The following is a 17,876-nucleotide window of genomic DNA, read 5'->3' as shown; positions in this document are numbered from 1 at the left end:
GGTTAATATCTATATTGCACCGCAGCATCAGTGACTTAGCAAGACCCTGCGGCTTGCAGGACGCCGCTGCGCCTCGTATTTCGGCTATGCGCCTCCGCCAATTCCGTGCGGGCGGCGGGCAGAATGGAGCAGCCGGATGGTCCAAGCCGCCAAAGCGGGCCCCACCAAGCGTCGCGGCAAGGCGACGGCAACGCCCACCCCTGCCGGAACACGCAACAGCACCGGGGCCATGACCCAGGACCAGCTGCTGCAGGCCTACCGGGACATGTTGCTGATCCGCCGTTTCGAGGAGAAGGCCGGCCAGCTTTACGGCATGGGGCTGATCGGCGGCTTCTGCCACCTCTACATCGGTCAGGAAGCTGTGGTGGTCGGCATGCAGATGTGCCTGCAGCCGGGTGACCAGGTGATCACCTCCTACCGCGACCATGGCCACATGCTGGCCACGGGCATGGAGTCGCGCGGCGTCATGGCGGAGCTGACCGGGCGCTCGGGCGGCTACTCCAAGGGCAAGGGCGGCTCGATGCACATGTTCAGCCGCGAGAAGGGCTTCTATGGCGGCCATGGCATCGTCGGCGCCCAGGTCAGCCTCGGGACCGGGCTCGCCTTCGCCAACATGTACCGCGACGACGGCGCCGTCTGCCTGACCTATTACGGCGATGGCGCCGCCAATCAGGGCCAGGTGTTCGAGAGCTACAACCTCGCGGCGCTGATGAAGCTGCCCGTCGTGTATGTGATCGAGAACAACAAATACGGCATGGGCACCTCGGCCGAGCGGGCCTCCGCCTCCAAGGACCGCTCCAAGGACGGTGCGCCCTGGGGCATCCCGGGCGAGCAGGTGGATGGCATGGACGTGCAGGCGGTGCGCCAGGCCGGGATGCGCGCCGTGGCCCACTGCCGCGAAGGCAAGGGCCCCTACATCCTGGAGATGAAGACCTACCGCTATCGCGGCCATTCCATGTCCGACCCGGCGAAGTACCGCACCCGCGAAGAAGTCCAGAAGATGCGCGAGCAGCACGATCCGATCGAAACGCTGCGCAGGCTCCTGCTTGAGGGCGGCCTTGACGAGGCCAAGATCAAGACCGTCGATGACGAGGTGAAGAGCATCGTCGCCGATGCCGCCGAATTCGCCCAAACCTCGCCGGAGCCCGACGAAAGCGAGTTGTGGACCGACATCCTGCTGGAGGCCCGCTGAGACGATGGGTGCCACGATCCTGATGCCCGCCCTCTCCCCGACCATGACGGAGGGGAAGCTGGCGCGCTGGCTGAAAAAGGAAGGCGACACCGTCGCCGCCGGCGACGTGATCGCCGAGATCGAGACCGACAAGGCGACCATGGAAGTGGAAGCCGTCGATGAGGGCCAGATCACCAAGATCCTGGTGCCCGAGGGCACCGAGGGCGTGCAGGTCAACTCGGTGATCGCCGAGCTCGACGGCGGCGATGGCGAGAATGCCTCGCATGGGCCGGAGCAGCCGGTTTCCAACGCCGTGCAGGCCGGCGGCGAGACCGCCAAGGTGGCCAAGGAAGCCGAGGATTACGGCGCCGTCGCCGCCCGTGGCGCCGCCCGCAAGGAAGGCGCCGCCGCCGAGCATCAGCCCGCCGCGCCGGAGCCGGAAAAGGAATGGGGCGAGACCCGGAGCATCACCGTGCGCGAGGCGCTGCGCGATGCCATGGCCGCCGAGATGCGCCTCGACGACAAGGTGTTCCTGCTGGGCGAGGAAGTCGCGCAGTACCAGGGCGCCTACAAGGTTTCGCAAGGGCTGCTCGACGAGTTCGGCCCGAAGCGCGTGGTGGACACCCCGATCACCGAGCATGGCTTCACCGGCATGGCGGTGGGCGCGGCCTTCACCGGCCTGCGCCCGATCGTCGAGTTCATGACCTTCAACTTCTCCATGCAGGCGATCGACCAGATCGTGAACAGCGCCGCCAAGACGCTGTACATGTCCGGCGGCCAGCTTGGCTGCCCGATCGTCTTCCGCGGGCCGAACGGCGCCGCCGCGCGCGTGGCGGCGCAGCACTCCCAGTGCTACGCCTCCTGGTACGCGCATGTTCCCGGCCTCAAGGTCGTGGCGCCGTGGTCCTCGGCCGATGCCAAGGGCCTGCTGCGCGCCGCCATCCGCGACCCGAACCCGGTGGTGTTCCTGGAGAACGAGATCCTCTACGGGCAGAGCTTCGAATGCCCGGTGGATGACGACTTCATCCTGCCCATCGGCAAGGCCAAGATCGAGCGGAAGGGCAAGGATGTCACCATCGTCGCCTTCTCCATCGAGGTCGGTCTGGCGCTGAAGGCTGCCGAGAAGCTGGCCGAGGACGGCATCGACGCGGAGGTCATCAACCTCCGCACAATCCGCCCGCTCGACACCGACACCATCGTCGCCTCGGTGAAGAAGACCAACCGGCTGGTCACGGTGGAGGAAGGCTGGGCTTTCTCCGGCATTGGCTGCGAGGTGGCGATGCAGGTCATCGAGCACGCCTTCGACCATCTCGACGCGCCGCCCGTCCGGGTGGCCGGCCTGGACGTGCCGATGCCCTACGCGGCCAATCTTGAGAAGCTGGCGCTGCCGACCATCGAGCATGTGGTGGACGCCGCCAAAAGCGTGACCTACCGGAAGTAAGGGGAAGCGGGATCATGGCCACCAACATCCTGATGCCCGCCCTGTCCCCCACCATGACCGAGGGGAACTTGGCGCGCTGGCTGAAAAAGGAAGGCGAGGCGGTGAAGGCCGGCGACGTGATCGCCGAGATCGAGACCGACAAGGCCACCATGGAATTCGAGGCTGTCGATGAGGGCATCCTCGGCAAGATCCTGGTGCCGGACGGCACCGAGGGGGTGAAGGTCAATGCCCCCATCGGCATCCTGGTCGAGGAAGGCGAGGAGGTTCCGGCCGATGCCGGCGCCGCCCCCAAGCCCGCGCCGAAGCAGGAAGCCGCGCCGGAAGCCAAGCCCGCGTCCAGCCCGGCCGAGCAGCAGCCCAAGGCTGCCGCCCCTGCCCCCGAGCAGAAGCCCGCTCCTTCCGCCGGCACGGATGGCCGCGTCTTCGCCTCGCCGCTGGCGCGGCGCATGGCGCAGCAGGCGGGGATCGACCTGTCCGGCATCCAGGGTTCCGGCCCGAATGGCCGCATCGTGAAAGCCGATATCGAAGGCGCCGCCGGCAAGCCGCAGCCCGCCAAAGCGGAAGCGGGGGCCGCCCCCGCCACCGCGCCGGCGGCCCCCGCGGCGGCAGCACCCAAGGCCCCGGCACCCACGATCACGGCGCCGCACACCGCCGTGCCGAACAGCTCGATGCGCAAGGTCATCGCGCGCCGGTTGAGCGAGAGCAAGCAGACCGTTCCGCATTTCTACGTCTCGATGGACATCGAGCTGGATGCGTTGCTGAAGCTGCGCGCCGACCTCAACGCCCGCGCGCCGAAGGAAGGCCCCGGCGCCTTCAAGCTTTCGGTCAACGACCTGGTGATCAAGGCGGTGGCGCGGGTGCTGCGGCAATATCCCAACGTCAACGCCACCTGGACCGATGACGCGATCATCCAGTACCACGATGTCGACATCTCGGTGGCGGTGTCGATCCCCGACGGGCTGATCACGCCGATCATCCGCAAGGCCGACCAGAAGGGCCTGGCCGCCATCTCCAACGAGATGAAGGACCTCGCCGCCCGCGCCAAGTCGGGCAAGCTGAAGCCCGAGGAGTTCCAGGGCGGCGGCTTCTCCATCTCCAACATGGGGATGTTCGGGGTGCGCGACTTCTCGGCCATCATCAACCCGCCGCAGGCCGGCATCCTGGCGGTTTCCGCCGGGGAGCAGCGGCCGGTGGTGAAGGATGGCGCGCTCGCCATCGCGACGGTGATGACCTGCACCCTGTCGGTCGACCACCGCGTGGTGGATGGCGCCCTGGCCGCCGAGTTCATCGCTGCCTTCAAGAAGGTGGTCGAGGACCCTCTGAGCCTGATGTTGTGAGCGGCGACCCCGGCTTTACCCTTCGCGAGGCACGGCCGCGCGATGCCGAAACGGTGGCGCGGCTGGTGGTCGCGCTGGCGGAATACGAGAAGCTGGGGCACGAGGCGAAGGCCAGCGCGCAGGATTTCTACGCCGCGCTGGCCACCAGGCGCGTCCGCGGCCTGATCGCGGAAGTGGATGGCGAGGCGGTGGGCTTCTGCCTCTGGTACGAGACCTTCTCCACCTTCACCGGCAAGGCCGGCTTCTGGATCGAGGATGTGTTCGTCGGGCCGGAGCACCGCCGCCTTGGCATCGGCACCGCCTTCTTCCGGGCCGTGGCGCAGCAGGCGGTGGAGGGCGGCTATGCCCGCGTGGAATGGGCGGTGCTGGACTGGAATGAGCCGGCCATCGCCTTCTACCGGCGGATCGGCGCGGTGGCGCAGGATGAATGGACCGATCAACGGCTTTCGGGCGAGGCGCTGACCGCCTTCGCCGCCGGGGCCTGACGAGGACAAGCAGAACATGGCCGAGCAGTTCGACCTGGTGGTGGTGGGTGGCGGCCCCGGTGGCTATGTCGCCGCCATCCGCGCGGCGCAGCTGAAGATGAAGGTCGCGCTGGTGGAGCGCGAGCATCTGGGCGGCATCTGCCTCAACTGGGGCTGTATCCCGACCAAGGCGCTGCTGCGCGCCTCCGAGATCAACCACCTGCTGCACAGCCTCGACCAGTACGGCTTCGCCGCCGACAATCCGCGCTTCGACTTCGCCAAGGTGGTGAAGCGGTCCCGTCAGGTATCGGGACAGCTTTCCGCCGGCGTGAAGGGGCTGCTGAAGAAGAACAAGGTCACGGTGTTCGACGGCCACGGCAAGCTGGCCGGCCCGGGCAAGCTGTCCGTCACCAAGGACAGCAAGCCGGTGGCCGAGATCGCGGCCAAGCATATCATCCTGGCCACCGGCGCCCGCGCCCGCGTGATCCCCGGCATCGAGCCGGACGGCAAGCTGATCTGGTCCTACCGCGAGGCGCTGGTGCCCGACACCATGCCGAAGAAGCTGGTGGTGATCGGCTCCGGCGCCATCGGCTCCGAATTCGCCTCCTTCTTCCTGAACATGGGCGCCGAGGTGACGCTGATCGAGGCGATGGACCGCATCCTCCCCGTGGAGGACGCCGAGGTTTCGGCCTTTGTCCGCAAGTCCTTCGAGAAGCAGAAGATGAAGGTGCTGACCTCGGCCAAGGTGCAGGGCGTCCGCAAGACCGGCGACGGCGTGGCCGTGGTGGTCGAGGTGGACAACAAGGTCCAGGAGATCCAGGCGGACCGCCTGATCTCGGCTGTGGGCATCGTCGGCAATGTCGAGAATATCGGCATCGAGGGGACCAAGGTGAAGGTCGAGAAGACCCACATCGTCACCGACGAGTTCGGCCGCACCGGTGAGGACGGGGTCTATGCCATCGGCGACCTGACCGGCGCGCCCTGGCTGGCACACAAGGCCAGCCATGAGGGCATCGTGGTGGTGGAGGCCATCGCCGGTAACCACCCGCACCCGATGGACGTGTCGAACATCCCGGGCTGCACCTATTGCCGGCCGCAGGTCGCGTCCGTGGGGCTGACCGAGGCCCGCGCCAAGGAAGCCGGGCACGAGGTCCGGGTCGGCCGCTTCCCCTTCATCGGCAATGGCAAGGCCATCGCGCTGGGCGAGCCGGAAGGCTTCGTCAAGACGGTGTTCGATGCCAAGACCGGCGCGCTGCTCGGCGCCCACATGGTCGGGCCGGAAGTGACCGAGATGATCCAGGGCTACACCATCGCCCGCACCCTGGAAACCACGGAAGCGGAGCTGATGCACACCGTCTTCCCCCACCCCACCGTCTCGGAAGCCATGCATGAGTCGGTGCTTGATGCCTATGGCCGGGTGATCCACATCTGAGCCCATTCGGCGCGGAAGCCTCGCATCCGCGCGCGGATTGCTCATATAGAGGGGAAATGGCGGCGGCTTCGCCGCCATTGGCACTGCACCGGGGTTCCCGAATGGCCACGCGTATCCTGATCGACCACCGGGCCGGCGGCGCGGTTTCCAATGCGGATGGCACCGCCAGGTTGCCGGACGAGGCTCCGGCCGCCGCCCTGCCCGCGCATCTGCAAGCCGCCGCCGCGCCTGACGCCAAGAAGCTGCGCCACCCGGAAAAGGCGCACCGTCCCGACAATCCCATCAAGCGCAAGCCGGACTGGATCCGGGTCAAGGCCCCCACGCACCCGATCTACCACGAGACGCGCAACCTGATGCGCGACAACAAGCTGGTGACGGTGTGCGAGGAAGCGGCCTGCCCCAATATCGGCGAATGCTGGTCGCAGCGCCACGCCACCATGATGATCATGGGTGAGATCTGCACCCGTGCCTGTTCCTTCTGCAACATCACCACCGGCCAGCCCAAGCACCTGGATGCCGATGAGCCGCGCCGCGTCGCCGATGCGGTGGCCAAGCTCGGCCTGCGCCATGTGGTGATCACCAGCGTCGACCGCGACGACCTGAAGGATGGCGGCGCCCGCCACTTCGCGGAGGTGATCGCCGCGATCCGCGCCGCCGCGCCGGATACCACGGTGGAGATCCTGACCCCTGACTTCCTGCGCAAGGATGGCGCGCTGGAAGTGGTGGTGGAAGCGCGGCCGGACGTGTTCAACCACAACCTGGAAACGGTGCCCAAGCTCTACCCCACCATCCGGCCTGGCGCGCGCTACTACCATTCGCTGCGGCTGCTCGACCGGGTGAAGGCGCTCGATCCCTCGATCTTCACCAAATCCGGCCTGATGGTGGGCCTGGGTGAAACCCGGATGGAGGTGTTGCAGGTTATGGACGACATGCGCAGCGCCGAAATCGACTTCCTGACCATTGGCCAATACCTGCAACCCACGGTGAAGCACGCGGCGGTGGACCGCTTCGTGGAGCCGGTGGAGTTCGAGGATTATGCCCGGATGGCACGCGGCAAGGGCTTCCTGCTGGTGTCCGCGACGCCGCTGACCCGCTCCTCCTACCATGCCGACCGTGACTTCGCGGCCCTGCGGGATGCCCGCAACGCGCAGCTTCGCGCCATCGCGGCCGACTGATGCCGACCCACGCCGAGAAGCGCATCCTCCGCTACACGCCGGAGCAGATGTTCAACCTGGTGGCGGATGTGCGCCGCTACCCCGAATTCCTGCCCTGGTGCGTGGGCGCGCGCATCGTGTCGCACACGGAAACGGAGCTGCTGGCGGACCTGACCATCGGCTTCAAGATGTTCCGGGAAACCTTCCGGTCCCGCGTTTCGCTGGACCGGCCGCATGGCATCCGCGTGCAATATGAGAACGGCCCCTTCCGCTACCTGAACAACACCTGGAAATTCATTCCGATCGAGGGCGGCACCGAGGTCGATTTCTTTGTGGATTTCGAGTTCAAGTCCCGCCTCCTCCAGGCGGTCATCGGCACCGTCTTCAACGAGGCGGTGCGGCTGATGGTCCGTGCCTTCGAGCGCCGGGCCATGGTGCTGTATGGCCGCAACGGCCAGGCCACCGCCACCGCTTCGGCGCAGCCGGCGGCGGGCGGGACGCCGGCGGCCGAGTAGGCACCGCGAAAGGCAGGATGACGGCAGGCACCTGGCCTGCCATCCTGCCTTCGGCAATGCTGAAGTTCATCGTTCTCCTGCTCATCTTCGGGGCGCTGGCCCTTTGGCGAGACTCCGGCCCGGCCTGGCTCCAGGAATTGCCTGGATGGCTGATGCCGGCGCTGGCCGCGCTGTGCGCGGTCCTGCTGCTGCGCCGCATCATCCGCAGCCTCCGCGCCAGCATTGCCGACATGTCGGATTGATCCCAGGCCCGAAAGGTTCCGCCCATGGTGCATGCCCCGCCCCGCCCGCCTGCCGGGGCTCCGCCCGTCCGCATCAACCTGTATTCCGACACCCAGACCCGCCCCACCGCCGCCATGAAGGAGGCGATGATGCGGGCCGAGGTGGGGGACGAGCAGTATGGCGACGATCCCACCGTCCATGCCCTGTGCGACCGCATGGCGGCGCTGCTGGGCAAGGAGGCGGCGGTGTTCCTGCCTTCCGGCACCATGTGCAACGTCATCGCCATCCGCACCCATTGCCGCCATGGCGATGAGGTCCTGGCGCATGAAACCGCGCATATCCTGGCCAGCGAGGGCGGCACCCACGCTTCCCTGTCCGGCGTGCAGATCCATCCCCTGCGGGGTGAGCGCGGCATGTTCACGGAGGAGGCGCTGCGCGCCGCGATCCGGCACCGCAGCCGCTATTCGCCCCCGCAGCGCCTGCTGGAGGTGGAGCAGACCGCCAATATCGGCGGCGGCGCGGTGTGGCCTCAGGCCAGGCTGGAGGCGCTGGTCGGCGTGGCGCGGGAACAGGGCTGGGCCACCCACATGGATGGCGCCCGGCTGATGAACGCCGTGGTCGCCAGCGGCATCCCGGCCGCCGAGATGGTGGCGGGCTTCGACTCCGTGTGGCTCGACTTCACCAAGGGCCTGGGCGCGCCGCTTGGCGCGGTGCTGGCGGGGTCCGCCGAGTTCATCGACAAGGCTTGGCACTGGAAGCAGCGCCTCGGCGGCTCGATGCGGCAAGCCGGGATCTGCGCCGCCGCGTGCCTCTACGCCCTCGACCACAATGTGGAGCGGCTGGCTGAGGATCACGCCAATGCCCGCGCCTTCGCCCGTGGCCTGCGGCAGATCCCGGGCATGACGGTGGAGGAGCCCGACACCAACCTGGTGTTCTTCGACCCCTCCGGCGCCGGCGTCGCATCCGGGGCGCTGGTCGCCGCGCTGCGCCTGGAGGGCGTGCAGGTGTCGAGCCTCGGGGGCCGGCTGCGCGCCTGCTTCCACCTCGACGTCACGGCGGCGATGGTGGAGGAAAGCCTCGGCCTGATCCGCGCCATCACGGCACGCGCCTGAACCAGGGTCCTGCGCCGGGATGGCTCAACACCATCCCGGCGCATCGTTCACCGGCCGCCGAGCCTGCCCAGCAGCCGCACATGGCTGCGGGCGCCGGAATGCAGGCAGCTCAGCTCGAACTTCTCGTTCGGGCTGTGCACCTGGTCGTCATCCAGGCCAAAGCCCATCATCAGGCAATCCAGGCCCAGAATGCTTTTCAGGCTGGACGCCACGGGGATCGAGCCGCCGCCGCCGGCCCGCACCGCGGGGCGGCCGAACTCCTCCGCCAGAACCGCCTCCGCCGCGGCCAGCCAGGGCGAGTCCGGCGGCACCGCCACGGCGGGAGCCTCGCCAAAGACCTGCAGGGTGAAGCTGGCATCGGGCGGCAGGCGGGACTGCACGAATTGCCGGATGCCCTCCACGATCTTCGCGGGGTCCTGCCCCGGCACCAGGCGGCAGGACAGCTTGGCATGGCCCTCGCAGGCGATCACCGTCTTGGTGCCCTCCCCCATATAGCCGCCCCAGATGCCGTTGATGTCGGCGGTCGGGCGTGCCCAAAGGCGCTCCGGCGCGCTGCGCCCCTTCTCGCCGCCCGGCGTGGACATGCCCTGATTGCCAAGGAAGGCCGCCTCGTCGAAGCCCAGCGCATCCCAGGCGGCGCGTTGTTCGGCGGTCGGCTCGGGAATGTTGTCGTAGAATCCGGGAATCCGCACGCGGCCATTCTCGTCCTTCAGCTCACCCAGGATCTTCGTGAGCAGATTCAGGACATTGAGGGCCGATCCTCCGAACAGGCCGGAATGCAGGTCGCGGTCGCCGAGCCGCAGGTCGATCTGGGTGTAGACCATGCCCCGCAGGCTGACGGTGAGCGCCGGCACGCCGGGCGCCCACATGTTGGTGTCGCTGATCAGCGCGACATCGGCCGAAAGCGCCGCCTTCTCCGCCTCCAGCACCGGATCGAGGCTGGGGCTGCCGATCTCCTCCTCGCCTTCCACCAGCACGGTGACGCGCACCGGCGGGCCGCCGGCCACCTTGTGCCAGGCGCGCAGCGCGGCGAGCCAGGTCATCACCTGCCCCTTGTCGTCCACCGCGCCACGCGCCGTGATGCGCGGGCCGCGCGGCCCCTCGGTGAGAGTCGGCTCGAAGGGCGGGCTGTTCCACAGCTCCAGCGGCTCCGGCGGCTGCACGTCGTAATGGCCGTAGATCAGCACATGCGGCACCTCCTTCCCCGGGCTTGCCTGGGGGCCGGGATGGCTGGCGATCACCACCGGATGTCCCGCCGTTTCGCGCAGCCGGGCCTCGAAGCCGAGGGCGGCCAGCTCGCGCACCAGCCATTCGGCGGCATGGCGGCAATCCGCGGCATGGGCGGGCTGGGCGCTGACGCTCGGAATGCGCAGCCACTCGATCAGGCTGGCTTCCGTGTCGGCGCGGGCGGAATCGAGCGCGTCCAGGACGCGCACGGTCAGGTCGTTCGGCATGGCGCCATCCTCGCGCCATGCCCGGCCACGGGCAAGCCGGGCGGCACGCCGGCAGCCCTCAAAGGCGCTTCTCGAAGAACAGGTCCGGATATGGATCGTCGTTGAAGCGCTCGATCTCGGTCCAGCCCGAACGGCGATAAAGCTGCAGCGCTTCCGGCAGGGCCGAGTTGGTATCGAGCCGCAGCACCTGGATCGACAATGCGCGGGCCGCCTGTTCCGCCGCCTCCATCAACTGGCGCGCCAGGCCCAGCCCACGCGCCGCCGGCGAGACCCACAGGCGCTTGATCTCCGCCACCTCCCCGCCGCTGCCCTTCAGCCCGACGCAGCCGAGCGGCATGCCGTCCGACAGGCCCACCAGGAAGACGCCGCGCGGGCGGATCATGTCGGAGGCTTCCGGATCGCGGGACAAGGAAACGTCGAAGCCGCGCTCGAAGCGGCGTGCCAACTCCGCGTAATATTCCGACAGGCAGTGGCGCGCCTCCGGGCCGCGCGGGTCCATCTCCCGCAGCGCGAGGCGGTCGCGGCCAAGGGCGGACGCCACCAGATCCATCGCCGCCAGCAGCGCCTCCGGCTTCGGATGGCGCGCCAGCAACGCCTCGGCACGCGCGTTGGACAGATCCTCGTAGGCCTGGAACTCCTGCTGGCCAGCCGGGGTCAGCCGCGCCACGCGGCGCCGGGCATCGCCGGGATGCGGGGCGGTGGCGATGAGGTCTTCTTCCTCCAGGCCGCGGAGCAGCCGGCTCATCAGCCCTGAATCCAGCGCCAGGTAATCCCGGATCTCCGCGACATCGGAGCGTCCATGGCCGATGGCGTTCAGCACCCGCGCGGCGCCCAGCGGGCGGCCACGGCCCAGAAAGGATGTGTCGAGGGCGCCCACCTCGGAGGTGACGGCGCGGCTGAAGCGGCGAAAGCGCGAAACAGGATCGAACGACATTTTATCTGACTTAAGTCAGATAAATTTCGTGATCAACCTGCTTCGATGGGGGTGGGCCGCCCGTGGCTCCGGCGGCCCCCTTTCCTCAAACGGCGCTGGCGATGGCCAGGAAATCCTCCGCCACCAGGCTGGCGCCGCCCACCAGCGCGCCGTCCACATGCGGCAGGGCCAGGATGGCCTTGGCGTTGCCCGGCTTCACCGACCCGCCATACAGGATGCGCAGCGTCTCCCCCGCCGCGCCGAAGCGGCCGACCAGCTCGGCGCGGATGCGGGCATGCATGGCGGCGATGTCGGCCTCGGTCGGCGTGCGGCCGGTGCCGATGGCCCAGACCGGCTCATAGGCCACCACGCCGCCGGCGGCCGCGAAGCCGTCCGGCAGGCTGCCGGCCAGTTGCCCGGCCACCACCGCCTCGGCCTCGCCGGCGACGCGCTGGGCTTCGCTTTCCCCGACGCAGACCACCGGAACCAGGCCTTCGCCCAGTACCGCCTCCGCCTTGGCGCGCACCGCGGCATCGCTTTCGCCATGGTCGGCGCGGCGCTCGGAATGGCCGAGGATCACGAAGCGCGCCCCGCAATCCTTCAGCATCGGCACTGAGACGTCACCCGTATGGGCACCCTTGGCCGCCGCGTGGCAATCCTGCGCGCCCAGCGCCACGTCGCTGCCGGCCAGCGCGCCCTGCACGGGCAGCAGGTAGGGATAGGGCGGGCAGACCAGCAGGTCGGCTTGCCCCTGGGCCTTTCCCTGAGCCACGGCGCCGGCCAGGGAGCGGGCCTCGCTCAGGCTGCCATGCATCTTCCAATTGCCGGCGATCAGCGGGCGCACGCCTGGGGTCATGGTTTGCTCTTCCTTTGCCGAACTCAAACAGGTGCTGCGGCTATAAGCCGCCCTGGCGTTTGGCAACAGCCCGGCTTTTGCCTATGGTCCGCGCCACTTCACCGTCGCGGGCCAGCCTGTGGGCCGCGCCACCCCATCGTCGCGGAACATCATGCTCACTGCGCTGCGCCGTCTTGCCGGCACCTGGTTCGCCAAGATCCTTTTCGTGCTGCTGATCCTGTCCTTCGCGATTTGGGGGATCGAGGACATCGTCCGGAATTTCGGCCGGGATTCCGCCGTGGCCCGTGTCGGTGGCGAGCCGATCGAGCTGCCGGAAGCGCAACAGGCGGCGCGGCGCGAAATCAGCCGCGTGCAGCGGCAGCTGGGCGGCGCCATGGAGATCACGCCGCAGATGAGCAACGCCATCGCCCGCCAGGCGGTGGAAAGCCTGGTGATGGACCGGGTGCAGCGGCAGGAGGCGGCACGCCTCCGCCTCGCCGCGCCGGAAGGGGCGGTGCGGGACTACGTTTTCGGCATTCCCGCCTTCCAGGGCCTGGATGGCCGCTTCAGCCGCCCCACCTTCGATGGCTTCCTGCGCAACAACGGCCTGACGGAGCAGGCGTTCCTGGCCCTGTTGCGGGCCGACCTGGAACGGCAGCAGATGGTGGGCGCGGTGCGCGCCGGCGCCGCCGGGCCGGATGCCCTCACCCGCCCGCTGCTGGCCTGGGAACGCGAGCGCCGCGTGGCCGACATCGTGGCGCTTTCCCTGGCCGCCGCGCCGGAGCCGCCTGCGCCGACCGAGGAACAGCTCACCCGCTACCACGAAAACAATCCGGACCGCTTCTCCGCCCCGGAATACCGCCGCTACACGGTGGCGGTGCTGTCGCCCGAGACGCTGGCCGGCGAGATCGAGCCCAGCGAAGACGAATTGCGCGCCGCCTATGAGGCCCGGCAGGGCCAGTTCGAAACCCCGGAACGCCGGACGCTGGAGCAGGCCGTGCTGCAAAGCGAGGAAGCCGCCCGCGCCATCGCCGAACAATGGCGCGGAGGGGCGGATTTCGCGGCCATCACCGAGGCCGCGCAGCAGGCCGGCGGACAGGCCCTGCCGCTTGGCACGACGGACCGGTCGAGCCTGCCCGTGCCGGAACTCGCCAACGCGGCCTTCTCCCTCGCCGAGGGCGGCGTCAGCGCCCCGGTGCAGACCCCGTTCGGCTGGCATGTGCTGAAGGTCACCGGCATCGAGCCCGGCTCCAGCCGCGGCTTTGAGGCGGTGAAGAACGAAGTGGCCGCCCTGGTGCGCCAGGAGCGGGCAGCCGACATCGCCTATGAGCGCGCCAACCAGGTGGAGGACGCGCTGGCCGGCGGCGCCACCCTGGCCGAGGTCGCGCCGCGCTTCGGGCTGGCGCTGGCCGAGGTGACCACCGACAGCGCCGGTCGCGCGCCGGACGGCGCAGAGGCCGGACTGCCGCTGAGCGGCGAGCCACGCAACATCGCGCTGCGCGCCATCTTCGCCGCGCAGCAGGGCGAGGCCCCGCGCCTCGCCGAAGCCGGGCAGGCCGCCCTGTTCGCCTTCAACATCGCCGAGATCACGCCCCCCACCCTGCGCCCCTTCGCCGAGGTGGCCGACAATGTCCGCGCGGCCTGGACCGCCGATGCCCGGCGCCGTGCGCAGGAAGAACGCGCAGGCGCGCTGCTCGCCGCGGTGAAGGCCGGCAAGGGCCTGCCCGAGGCGGCGCGCGAGGCCGGGCTGCAAGCCCGCCGCACCCAGCCCTTCGGCCGCAACCCCGCCCCGCAGGGCCAGCCCCAGCCGGTGCCGCCCGAATTGCTGCAACCGGTCTTCGCCACCAATCCCGGCGAAGCCACCATGGCCGAAACGCTGGAAGGCTTCGCGGTCGCCCAGGTGGTCGAGGTGCTGCCCTTCGACCCGGGGTCCGATGCGCTGGCCCTGGGCCAGGTGCGCGGCGCCGTGGAGCAGGCCATGCTCGGCGATCTGGAGCAGCAATACCTGGCCGCCCTGCGCGCCCGGGCCGATGTCACCTACAATGCCGAGATGCTCGGCCAGGTGACAGCCCGGTGAACGCATTTCGGAAGGGGAAGGACATCATGCAAGCCACTGTCTTTGCGGCATTCCCCGGGGGAGTGGCATGAATTCCCTGAAGCCGCTTCTGGGCCGCCTCGCGACCGGCGAGACGCTGACGGAGGCCGAGGCGGAATCCGCCTTCGGCATCATCATGGAAGGCGAGGCGACACCCGCCCAGATCGCCGGCCTGCTGATGGCGATGCGCCTGCGCGGCGAGACAGTGGCGGAAATGACCGGCGCCGTGCGCGCCATGCTCGCTCGCATGACCCCGGCCGAGGCACCTCCGGGCGCGGTGGACATCGTCGGCACCGGCGGCGACGGGGCGGGAACGCTGAACATCTCCACCGCCGCCGCCATGGTGGTGGCCGGCGCCGGCGTGCCGGTGGCCAAGCATGGCAACCGGGCGCTGTCCTCGAGATCGGGCGCGTCCGACGCGCTGACGGCGCTGGGCGTCAATCTGGACCTGCCGCTCGGCGAGTTGCCGCGGGTGATGCGGGAGGCCGGCATGATGTTCCTGGCCGCGCCGCGCCACCACGCCGCCTTGCGCCATGCCTCCGGCCCGCGGGTGGAACTGGGCACGCGCACCATCTTCAACCTGCTGGGCCCGCTGACCAACCCGGCCCGGGTGAAGCGGCAGATGACCGGCGCCTTCGCCGCGCAATGGCTGCGCCCGATGGCCGAGACCCTGGGCCGCATCGGCACGGAACGCGCCTGGCTTGTGCATGGCCAGGGGCTGGACGAGCTGACCGTCGCAGGTCCGAGCGAGGTGGTCGAGCTGCGCGATGGCCAGATTCGCGCCTTCACCGTTTCCCCGGCCGATGCGGGCCTGCCGGAGTCCCCGGCGGAAACGCTGCGCGGCGGCGATCCGGCCCACAACGCGGAACGGCTCGAAGCGTTGTTGAGGGGTGAGCGCAGCCCTTATCGCGACTGCGTCATCCTGAACGCCGCCGCCGCCCTGGTGGTGGCGGGAAACACCGACGACCTGCGCGGCGCGGCCGGGCGGGCGGCGCGTTCCATCGATGAAGGCGCGGCGCTGGCCGTGCTGGAGCGCCTGCGCCGCGCCACCCAGTCCGACACCTCCGCGAATTGATCAGAGAGACCGCCTTGAACGCAGAAGCCCTGTCCGACACCCTGCTGCGCATCCTGGCCGACAAGGAAAAGGAAGTCAGCGCCCGCAAGGAAGCGACGCCGCTGGAGGAGATGGAGGCCCGCGCCCGGGATCTCGGCCCGCCGCGCGACTTCACCGGGGCGCTGTGCGACGCCGTGGCGGATGGGCGCATCGGCCTGATCGCCGAGATCAAGCGGGCCTCGCCCTCGGGCGGCCTTATCCGCGATCCGTTCGACCCCGCCGCCCTCGCCCGGGCCTATTGCGACGCCGGCGCGGCCTGCCTGTCCGTGCTGACCGACAAGCCGTATTTCCAGGGCACGCCGGCCGACCTGGTGACCGCCCGCGCCGCCTGCCCGCTGCCGGCGCTGCGCAAGGATTTCATGATCGACCCCTACCAGGTGTTCGAGGCGCGGGCGATGGGCGCCGACTGCATCCTGCTGATCCTGGCCGCGCTGTCGGATGCGCAGGCACGGGAGCTGGAGGATATCGCGCGCAGCCTGGACATGTCGGTGCTGGCCGAGGTGCATGACCAGCGCGAGCTGGACCGCGCGCTGGGCCTCAACACCCGGCTGATCGGCGTCAACAACCGCAACCTGCGCACCCTGCGGACCGATCTCGCCACCGCCGAGGCGCTGGTGCCGCAGATCCCGGCCGACCGCATCCCGGTGGCCGAGAGCGGCCTTCGGACTCCCGACGACGTGCGCCGCATGGCCGCCGTTGGCGCGCGCTGCATCCTGGTGGGCGAGCATCTTCTGCGCCAGCCGGACGTCACCGAGGCCGCCCGCGCCATGGTGCAGGCCGGATGAGCGAAGGCGGCGAAGGCTTCGACCCGCCGCGCGCCGCGCCAGCCGCGCCCGCTCCCACCCCTGGCGGCTTCACGCATTTCGACGCGGAAGGCCGGGCGGTGATGGTGGATGTCTCGGCCAAGCCTGCCACCGAGCGGCTGGCGATCGCCCGCGGCCGGGTGGAGATGGCGCCGGCCACGCTGGACGCCATCCGGGCCGGCTCGCTCGGCAAGGGCGACGTGCTGGGCGTGGCGCGCATCGCCGGCATCATGGCGGCGAAGCGCACCGCCGAGCTGATCCCGCTCTGCCACCCGCTGGCCCTGACTTCGGTGAAGCTGGAACTGGTGCCGGAGGCGCCCGGCGCCGTGCGGATCGAGGCGCGGGTCAAGACCACCGGCCCCACCGGGGTTGAGATGGAGGCCCTGACCGCCGTGTCGGTCGCGGCGCTGACAGTGTACGACATGTGCAAGGCAATCGACCGCGGCATGCGGATCGACGGCATCCACCTCGCCCGCAAGGAAGGCGGCAAGTCGGGCCTGTGGGAAGCGGCCACGCCATGATCCCGGTGGAGGAGGCCCGTTCCCGCATCCTGGGCAGCCTGAGCGCCACCGGCCCTGAGACGGTGTCGCTGCAGGAAGGCTGGGGGCGCGTGCTGGCCGCGCCGGTGGCGGCAAGACTGACCCAGCCCCCCTCCGACATGTCCGCCATGGATGGATATGCGGTGCGCGCCGCCGACGCGGCGGAAGGCGCGGTGCTGCGCGTGATCGGCGCCGCCCCGGCCGGCCATCCCTTCGGGGGCGGCGTCGGCCCTGGGGAAGCGGTGCGCATCTTCACCGGCGCCCCTGTTCCCGCCGGCGCCGATGGCATCCTGTTGCAGGAGGACGCGGAAGCCGGCGACGTCACCGTGACGGTGCGTGAAACGGTGCGCCCCGGCCGGTGGATCCGCCCCGCCGGGCTGGATTTCCGCCTGGGCGACGTGCTGCTCCCGGCTGGGAAGCGGCTGACCGCGCGCGACATCGGCCTCGCCGCCGCCGCCAACCATGCCTGGCTGACCGTGCATCGCCGCCCGCGCATCGGCATCCTGGCCACGGGCGACGAGATCCGCCTGCCCGGCGAGCCATTGCCGCCCGGCGGCATCGTGTCCTCCAACGCCCATGCGCTGGCGGCGCTGGTTCGCGCGGGCGGCGGCGTGCCCCTGGTGCTGCCGATCGCCGCCGACGACGCCGGCGCCATCGCCGCCGCCGCCGAATCCGCCCGCTCCTGCGACCTGATGCTGACCACGGGCGGCGCCAGCGTGGGCGAGCATGACCTGGTGCAGCAGGCTCTGGGGCCGCAGGGCTTTGTGCTGGATTTCTGGAAGATCGCCATGCGGCCGGGCAAGCCGCTGATCTGGGGGCGGCTGGGCACGACGCCGTTGCTGGGCCTGCCAGGCAATCCGGTGTCGGCGCTGGTTTGCGGGGTGCTGTTCCTGCAGCCGGCCCTGGCGGTGCTTTCCGGCCTGCCGGCCGGGGCGCCGGCCCTGCATGCGGCACGGCTCGCGGCGCCCCTGCCCGCCAATGACCGGCGGGAGGATTATCTGCGGGCGCGGCTGGAGCGGGGCCCGCAGGGCCAACTCCTGGCTACCCCGGCCGACCGGCAGGACAGTTCCATGCTGCGCATCCTGGCGGGTTGCGACGCGCTGATCCGGCGCCTGCCGCACGCGCCGGCCGCCGCGCCGGGCGATATGGTGGAAGTGATGGAGCTGGAGCAGCTTGGCCTTTGAGGCTCCCTGGACCACTGGAACATGGTTGACCGACGCCCTGGAACTTTCGTAGAACATTGAGCGGGTTGCCGGTTTGTTCGCAGCCTCGTCG

17 protein-coding genes are annotated in these 17,876 nt (G+C 69.8%); 14 read left to right on the top strand and 3 right to left on the bottom strand.

Features of this window, described 5'->3' with window-relative positions; all coding sequences use genetic code 11:
• The first annotated feature begins 229 nt into the window (after positions 1-229).
• From pdhA to F0Q34_RS05240, 9 genes are all read left to right on the top strand, one after another.
• The gene (gene pdhA, locus F0Q34_RS05280; RefSeq protein WP_241665327.1) at positions 230-1,192 is read left to right on the top strand and encodes a pyruvate dehydrogenase (acetyl-transferring) E1 component subunit alpha; all 963 of its coding nucleotides are present in this window, start codon (positions 230-232) and stop codon (positions 1,190-1,192) included.
• Positions 1,193-1,196: 4 nt separating this feature from the next.
• The gene (locus F0Q34_RS05275) at positions 1,197-2,612 is read left to right on the top strand and encodes a pyruvate dehydrogenase complex E1 component subunit beta (RefSeq protein WP_149811029.1); all 1,416 of its coding nucleotides are present in this window, start codon (positions 1,197-1,199) and stop codon (positions 2,610-2,612) included.
• Positions 2,613-2,626: 14 nt separating this feature from the next.
• Entirely contained in the window at positions 2,627-3,949 is a 1,323-nt protein-coding gene (locus F0Q34_RS05270; protein ID WP_149811028.1) for a pyruvate dehydrogenase complex dihydrolipoamide acetyltransferase, read from the top strand.
• Positions 3,946-4,434, top strand: a complete 489-nt coding sequence (locus tag F0Q34_RS05265) for a GNAT family N-acetyltransferase (RefSeq protein WP_149811027.1) — start codon at positions 3,946-3,948, stop codon at positions 4,432-4,434. The genes F0Q34_RS05270 and F0Q34_RS05265 overlap by 4 nt, the downstream gene beginning before the upstream one ends.
• 16 nt (positions 4,435-4,450) lie before the next feature.
• Positions 4,451-5,845: a dihydrolipoyl dehydrogenase gene (gene lpdA, locus F0Q34_RS05260; protein WP_149811026.1), complete on the top strand. Its 1,395-nt coding sequence runs from the start codon at positions 4,451-4,453 to the stop codon at positions 5,843-5,845.
• Between the two features lie 101 nt (positions 5,846-5,946).
• A complete protein-coding gene (lipA, locus tag F0Q34_RS05255) occupies positions 5,947-7,020 on the top strand; it encodes a lipoyl synthase (protein ID WP_149811025.1) in 1,074 nt (357 codons plus the stop codon).
• A complete protein-coding gene (locus tag F0Q34_RS05250) occupies positions 7,020-7,514 on the top strand; it encodes a type II toxin-antitoxin system RatA family toxin (protein ID WP_149811024.1) in 495 nt (164 codons plus the stop codon). The genes lipA and F0Q34_RS05250 overlap by 1 nt, the downstream gene beginning before the upstream one ends.
• A gap of 17 nt (positions 7,515-7,531) precedes the next feature.
• Positions 7,532-7,756, top strand: a complete 225-nt coding sequence (locus F0Q34_RS05245) for a hypothetical protein (RefSeq protein WP_149811023.1) — start codon at positions 7,532-7,534, stop codon at positions 7,754-7,756.
• Positions 7,757-7,780: 24 nt separating this feature from the next.
• A complete protein-coding gene (locus F0Q34_RS05240; RefSeq protein WP_149811022.1) occupies positions 7,781-8,848 on the top strand; it encodes a threonine aldolase family protein in 1,068 nt (355 codons plus the stop codon).
• A gap of 47 nt (positions 8,849-8,895) precedes the next feature.
• Here the strand turns inward: F0Q34_RS05240 and F0Q34_RS05235 are convergent, their stop codons facing one another.
• The 3 genes from F0Q34_RS05235 to tpiA form a co-directional block, all read right to left on the bottom strand.
• Positions 8,896-10,302, bottom strand: coding sequence for a dipeptidase (locus F0Q34_RS05235; RefSeq protein WP_149811021.1), 1,407 nt, complete (start codon positions 10,300-10,302; stop codon positions 8,896-8,898).
• A gap of 58 nt (positions 10,303-10,360) precedes the next feature.
• Entirely contained in the window at positions 10,361-11,236 is an 876-nt protein-coding gene (locus tag F0Q34_RS05230) for a bifunctional helix-turn-helix transcriptional regulator/GNAT family N-acetyltransferase (RefSeq protein WP_149811020.1), read from the bottom strand.
• A gap of 85 nt (positions 11,237-11,321) precedes the next feature.
• Positions 11,322-12,059: a triose-phosphate isomerase gene (tpiA, locus tag F0Q34_RS05225; protein ID WP_174241994.1), complete on the bottom strand. Its 738-nt coding sequence runs from the start codon at positions 12,057-12,059 to the stop codon at positions 11,322-11,324.
• Positions 12,060-12,222: 163 nt separating this feature from the next.
• On the opposite strand from tpiA, the gene F0Q34_RS05220 reads away from it, so the two are divergent.
• The 5 genes from F0Q34_RS05220 (at position 12,223) to F0Q34_RS05200 (ending at position 17,785) form a co-directional block, all read left to right on the top strand.
• The gene (locus tag F0Q34_RS05220; RefSeq protein WP_149811018.1) at positions 12,223-14,127 is read left to right on the top strand and encodes a peptidyl-prolyl cis-trans isomerase; all 1,905 of its coding nucleotides are present in this window, start codon (positions 12,223-12,225) and stop codon (positions 14,125-14,127) included.
• Positions 14,128-14,194: 67 nt separating this feature from the next.
• The gene (gene trpD / locus F0Q34_RS05215; RefSeq protein ID WP_149811017.1) at positions 14,195-15,220 is read left to right on the top strand and encodes an anthranilate phosphoribosyltransferase; all 1,026 of its coding nucleotides are present in this window, start codon (positions 14,195-14,197) and stop codon (positions 15,218-15,220) included.
• A 14-nt stretch (positions 15,221-15,234) separates the two neighbouring features.
• The gene (gene trpC / locus F0Q34_RS05210; protein ID WP_241665326.1) at positions 15,235-16,044 is read left to right on the top strand and encodes an indole-3-glycerol phosphate synthase TrpC; all 810 of its coding nucleotides are present in this window, start codon (positions 15,235-15,237) and stop codon (positions 16,042-16,044) included.
• Positions 16,041-16,583, top strand: coding sequence for a cyclic pyranopterin monophosphate synthase MoaC (moaC, locus tag F0Q34_RS05205; RefSeq protein ID WP_149811016.1), 543 nt, complete (start codon positions 16,041-16,043; stop codon positions 16,581-16,583). Before trpC ends, moaC begins: the two co-directional genes overlap by 4 nt.
• On the top strand, positions 16,580-17,785 hold the full coding sequence (locus tag F0Q34_RS05200) for a molybdopterin molybdotransferase MoeA (protein WP_149811015.1): 1,206 nt from the start codon (positions 16,580-16,582) through the stop codon (positions 17,783-17,785). The genes moaC and F0Q34_RS05200 overlap by 4 nt, the downstream gene beginning before the upstream one ends.
• The last annotated feature ends 91 nt before the right edge of the window (positions 17,786-17,876 follow it).

Source organism: Teichococcus oryzae, assembly GCF_008386565.1.
Taxonomy (GTDB): Bacteria; Pseudomonadota; Alphaproteobacteria; order Acetobacterales; family Acetobacteraceae; genus Pseudoroseomonas; species Pseudoroseomonas oryzae.
The sequence above is the reverse complement of the archived record's forward strand: the minus strand, read 5'-3'. Positions and strand labels throughout refer to the sequence as shown.

Excerpts from the sequence above, each read along its gene's own strand:
- F0Q34_RS05250 (WP_149811024.1), top strand. The coding sequence starts at position 7,020 with ATGCCGACCCACGCCGAGAAGCGCATCCTCCGCTACACGCCGGAGCAG.
- F0Q34_RS05220 (WP_149811018.1), top strand. The coding sequence starts at position 12,223 with ATGCTCACTGCGCTGCGCCGTCTTGCCGGCACCTGGTTCGCCAAGATC.
- F0Q34_RS05230 (WP_149811020.1), bottom strand. The coding sequence starts at position 11,236 with ATGTCGTTCGATCCTGTTTCGCGCTTTCGCCGCTTCAGCCGCGCCGTC.
- trpD (WP_149811017.1), top strand. The coding sequence starts at position 14,195 with ATGAATTCCCTGAAGCCGCTTCTGGGCCGCCTCGCGACCGGCGAGACG.
- lipA (WP_149811025.1), top strand. The coding sequence starts at position 5,947 with ATGGCCACGCGTATCCTGATCGACCACCGGGCCGGCGGCGCGGTTTCC.
- F0Q34_RS05270 (WP_149811028.1), top strand. The coding sequence starts at position 2,627 with ATGGCCACCAACATCCTGATGCCCGCCCTGTCCCCCACCATGACCGAG.
- F0Q34_RS05240 (WP_149811022.1), top strand. The coding sequence starts at position 7,781 with ATGGTGCATGCCCCGCCCCGCCCGCCTGCCGGGGCTCCGCCCGTCCGC.
- F0Q34_RS05235 (WP_149811021.1), bottom strand. The coding sequence starts at position 10,302 with ATGCCGAACGACCTGACCGTGCGCGTCCTGGACGCGCTCGATTCCGCC.
- moaC (WP_149811016.1), top strand. The coding sequence starts at position 16,041 with ATGAGCGAAGGCGGCGAAGGCTTCGACCCGCCGCGCGCCGCGCCAGCC.
- F0Q34_RS05275 (WP_149811029.1), top strand. The coding sequence starts at position 1,197 with ATGGGTGCCACGATCCTGATGCCCGCCCTCTCCCCGACCATGACGGAG.
- pdhA (WP_241665327.1), top strand. The coding sequence starts at position 230 with ATGACCCAGGACCAGCTGCTGCAGGCCTACCGGGACATGTTGCTGATC.
- F0Q34_RS05245 (WP_149811023.1), top strand. The coding sequence starts at position 7,532 with ATGACGGCAGGCACCTGGCCTGCCATCCTGCCTTCGGCAATGCTGAAG.
- F0Q34_RS05200 (WP_149811015.1), top strand. The coding sequence starts at position 16,580 with ATGATCCCGGTGGAGGAGGCCCGTTCCCGCATCCTGGGCAGCCTGAGC.
- lpdA (WP_149811026.1), top strand. The coding sequence starts at position 4,451 with ATGGCCGAGCAGTTCGACCTGGTGGTGGTGGGTGGCGGCCCCGGTGGC.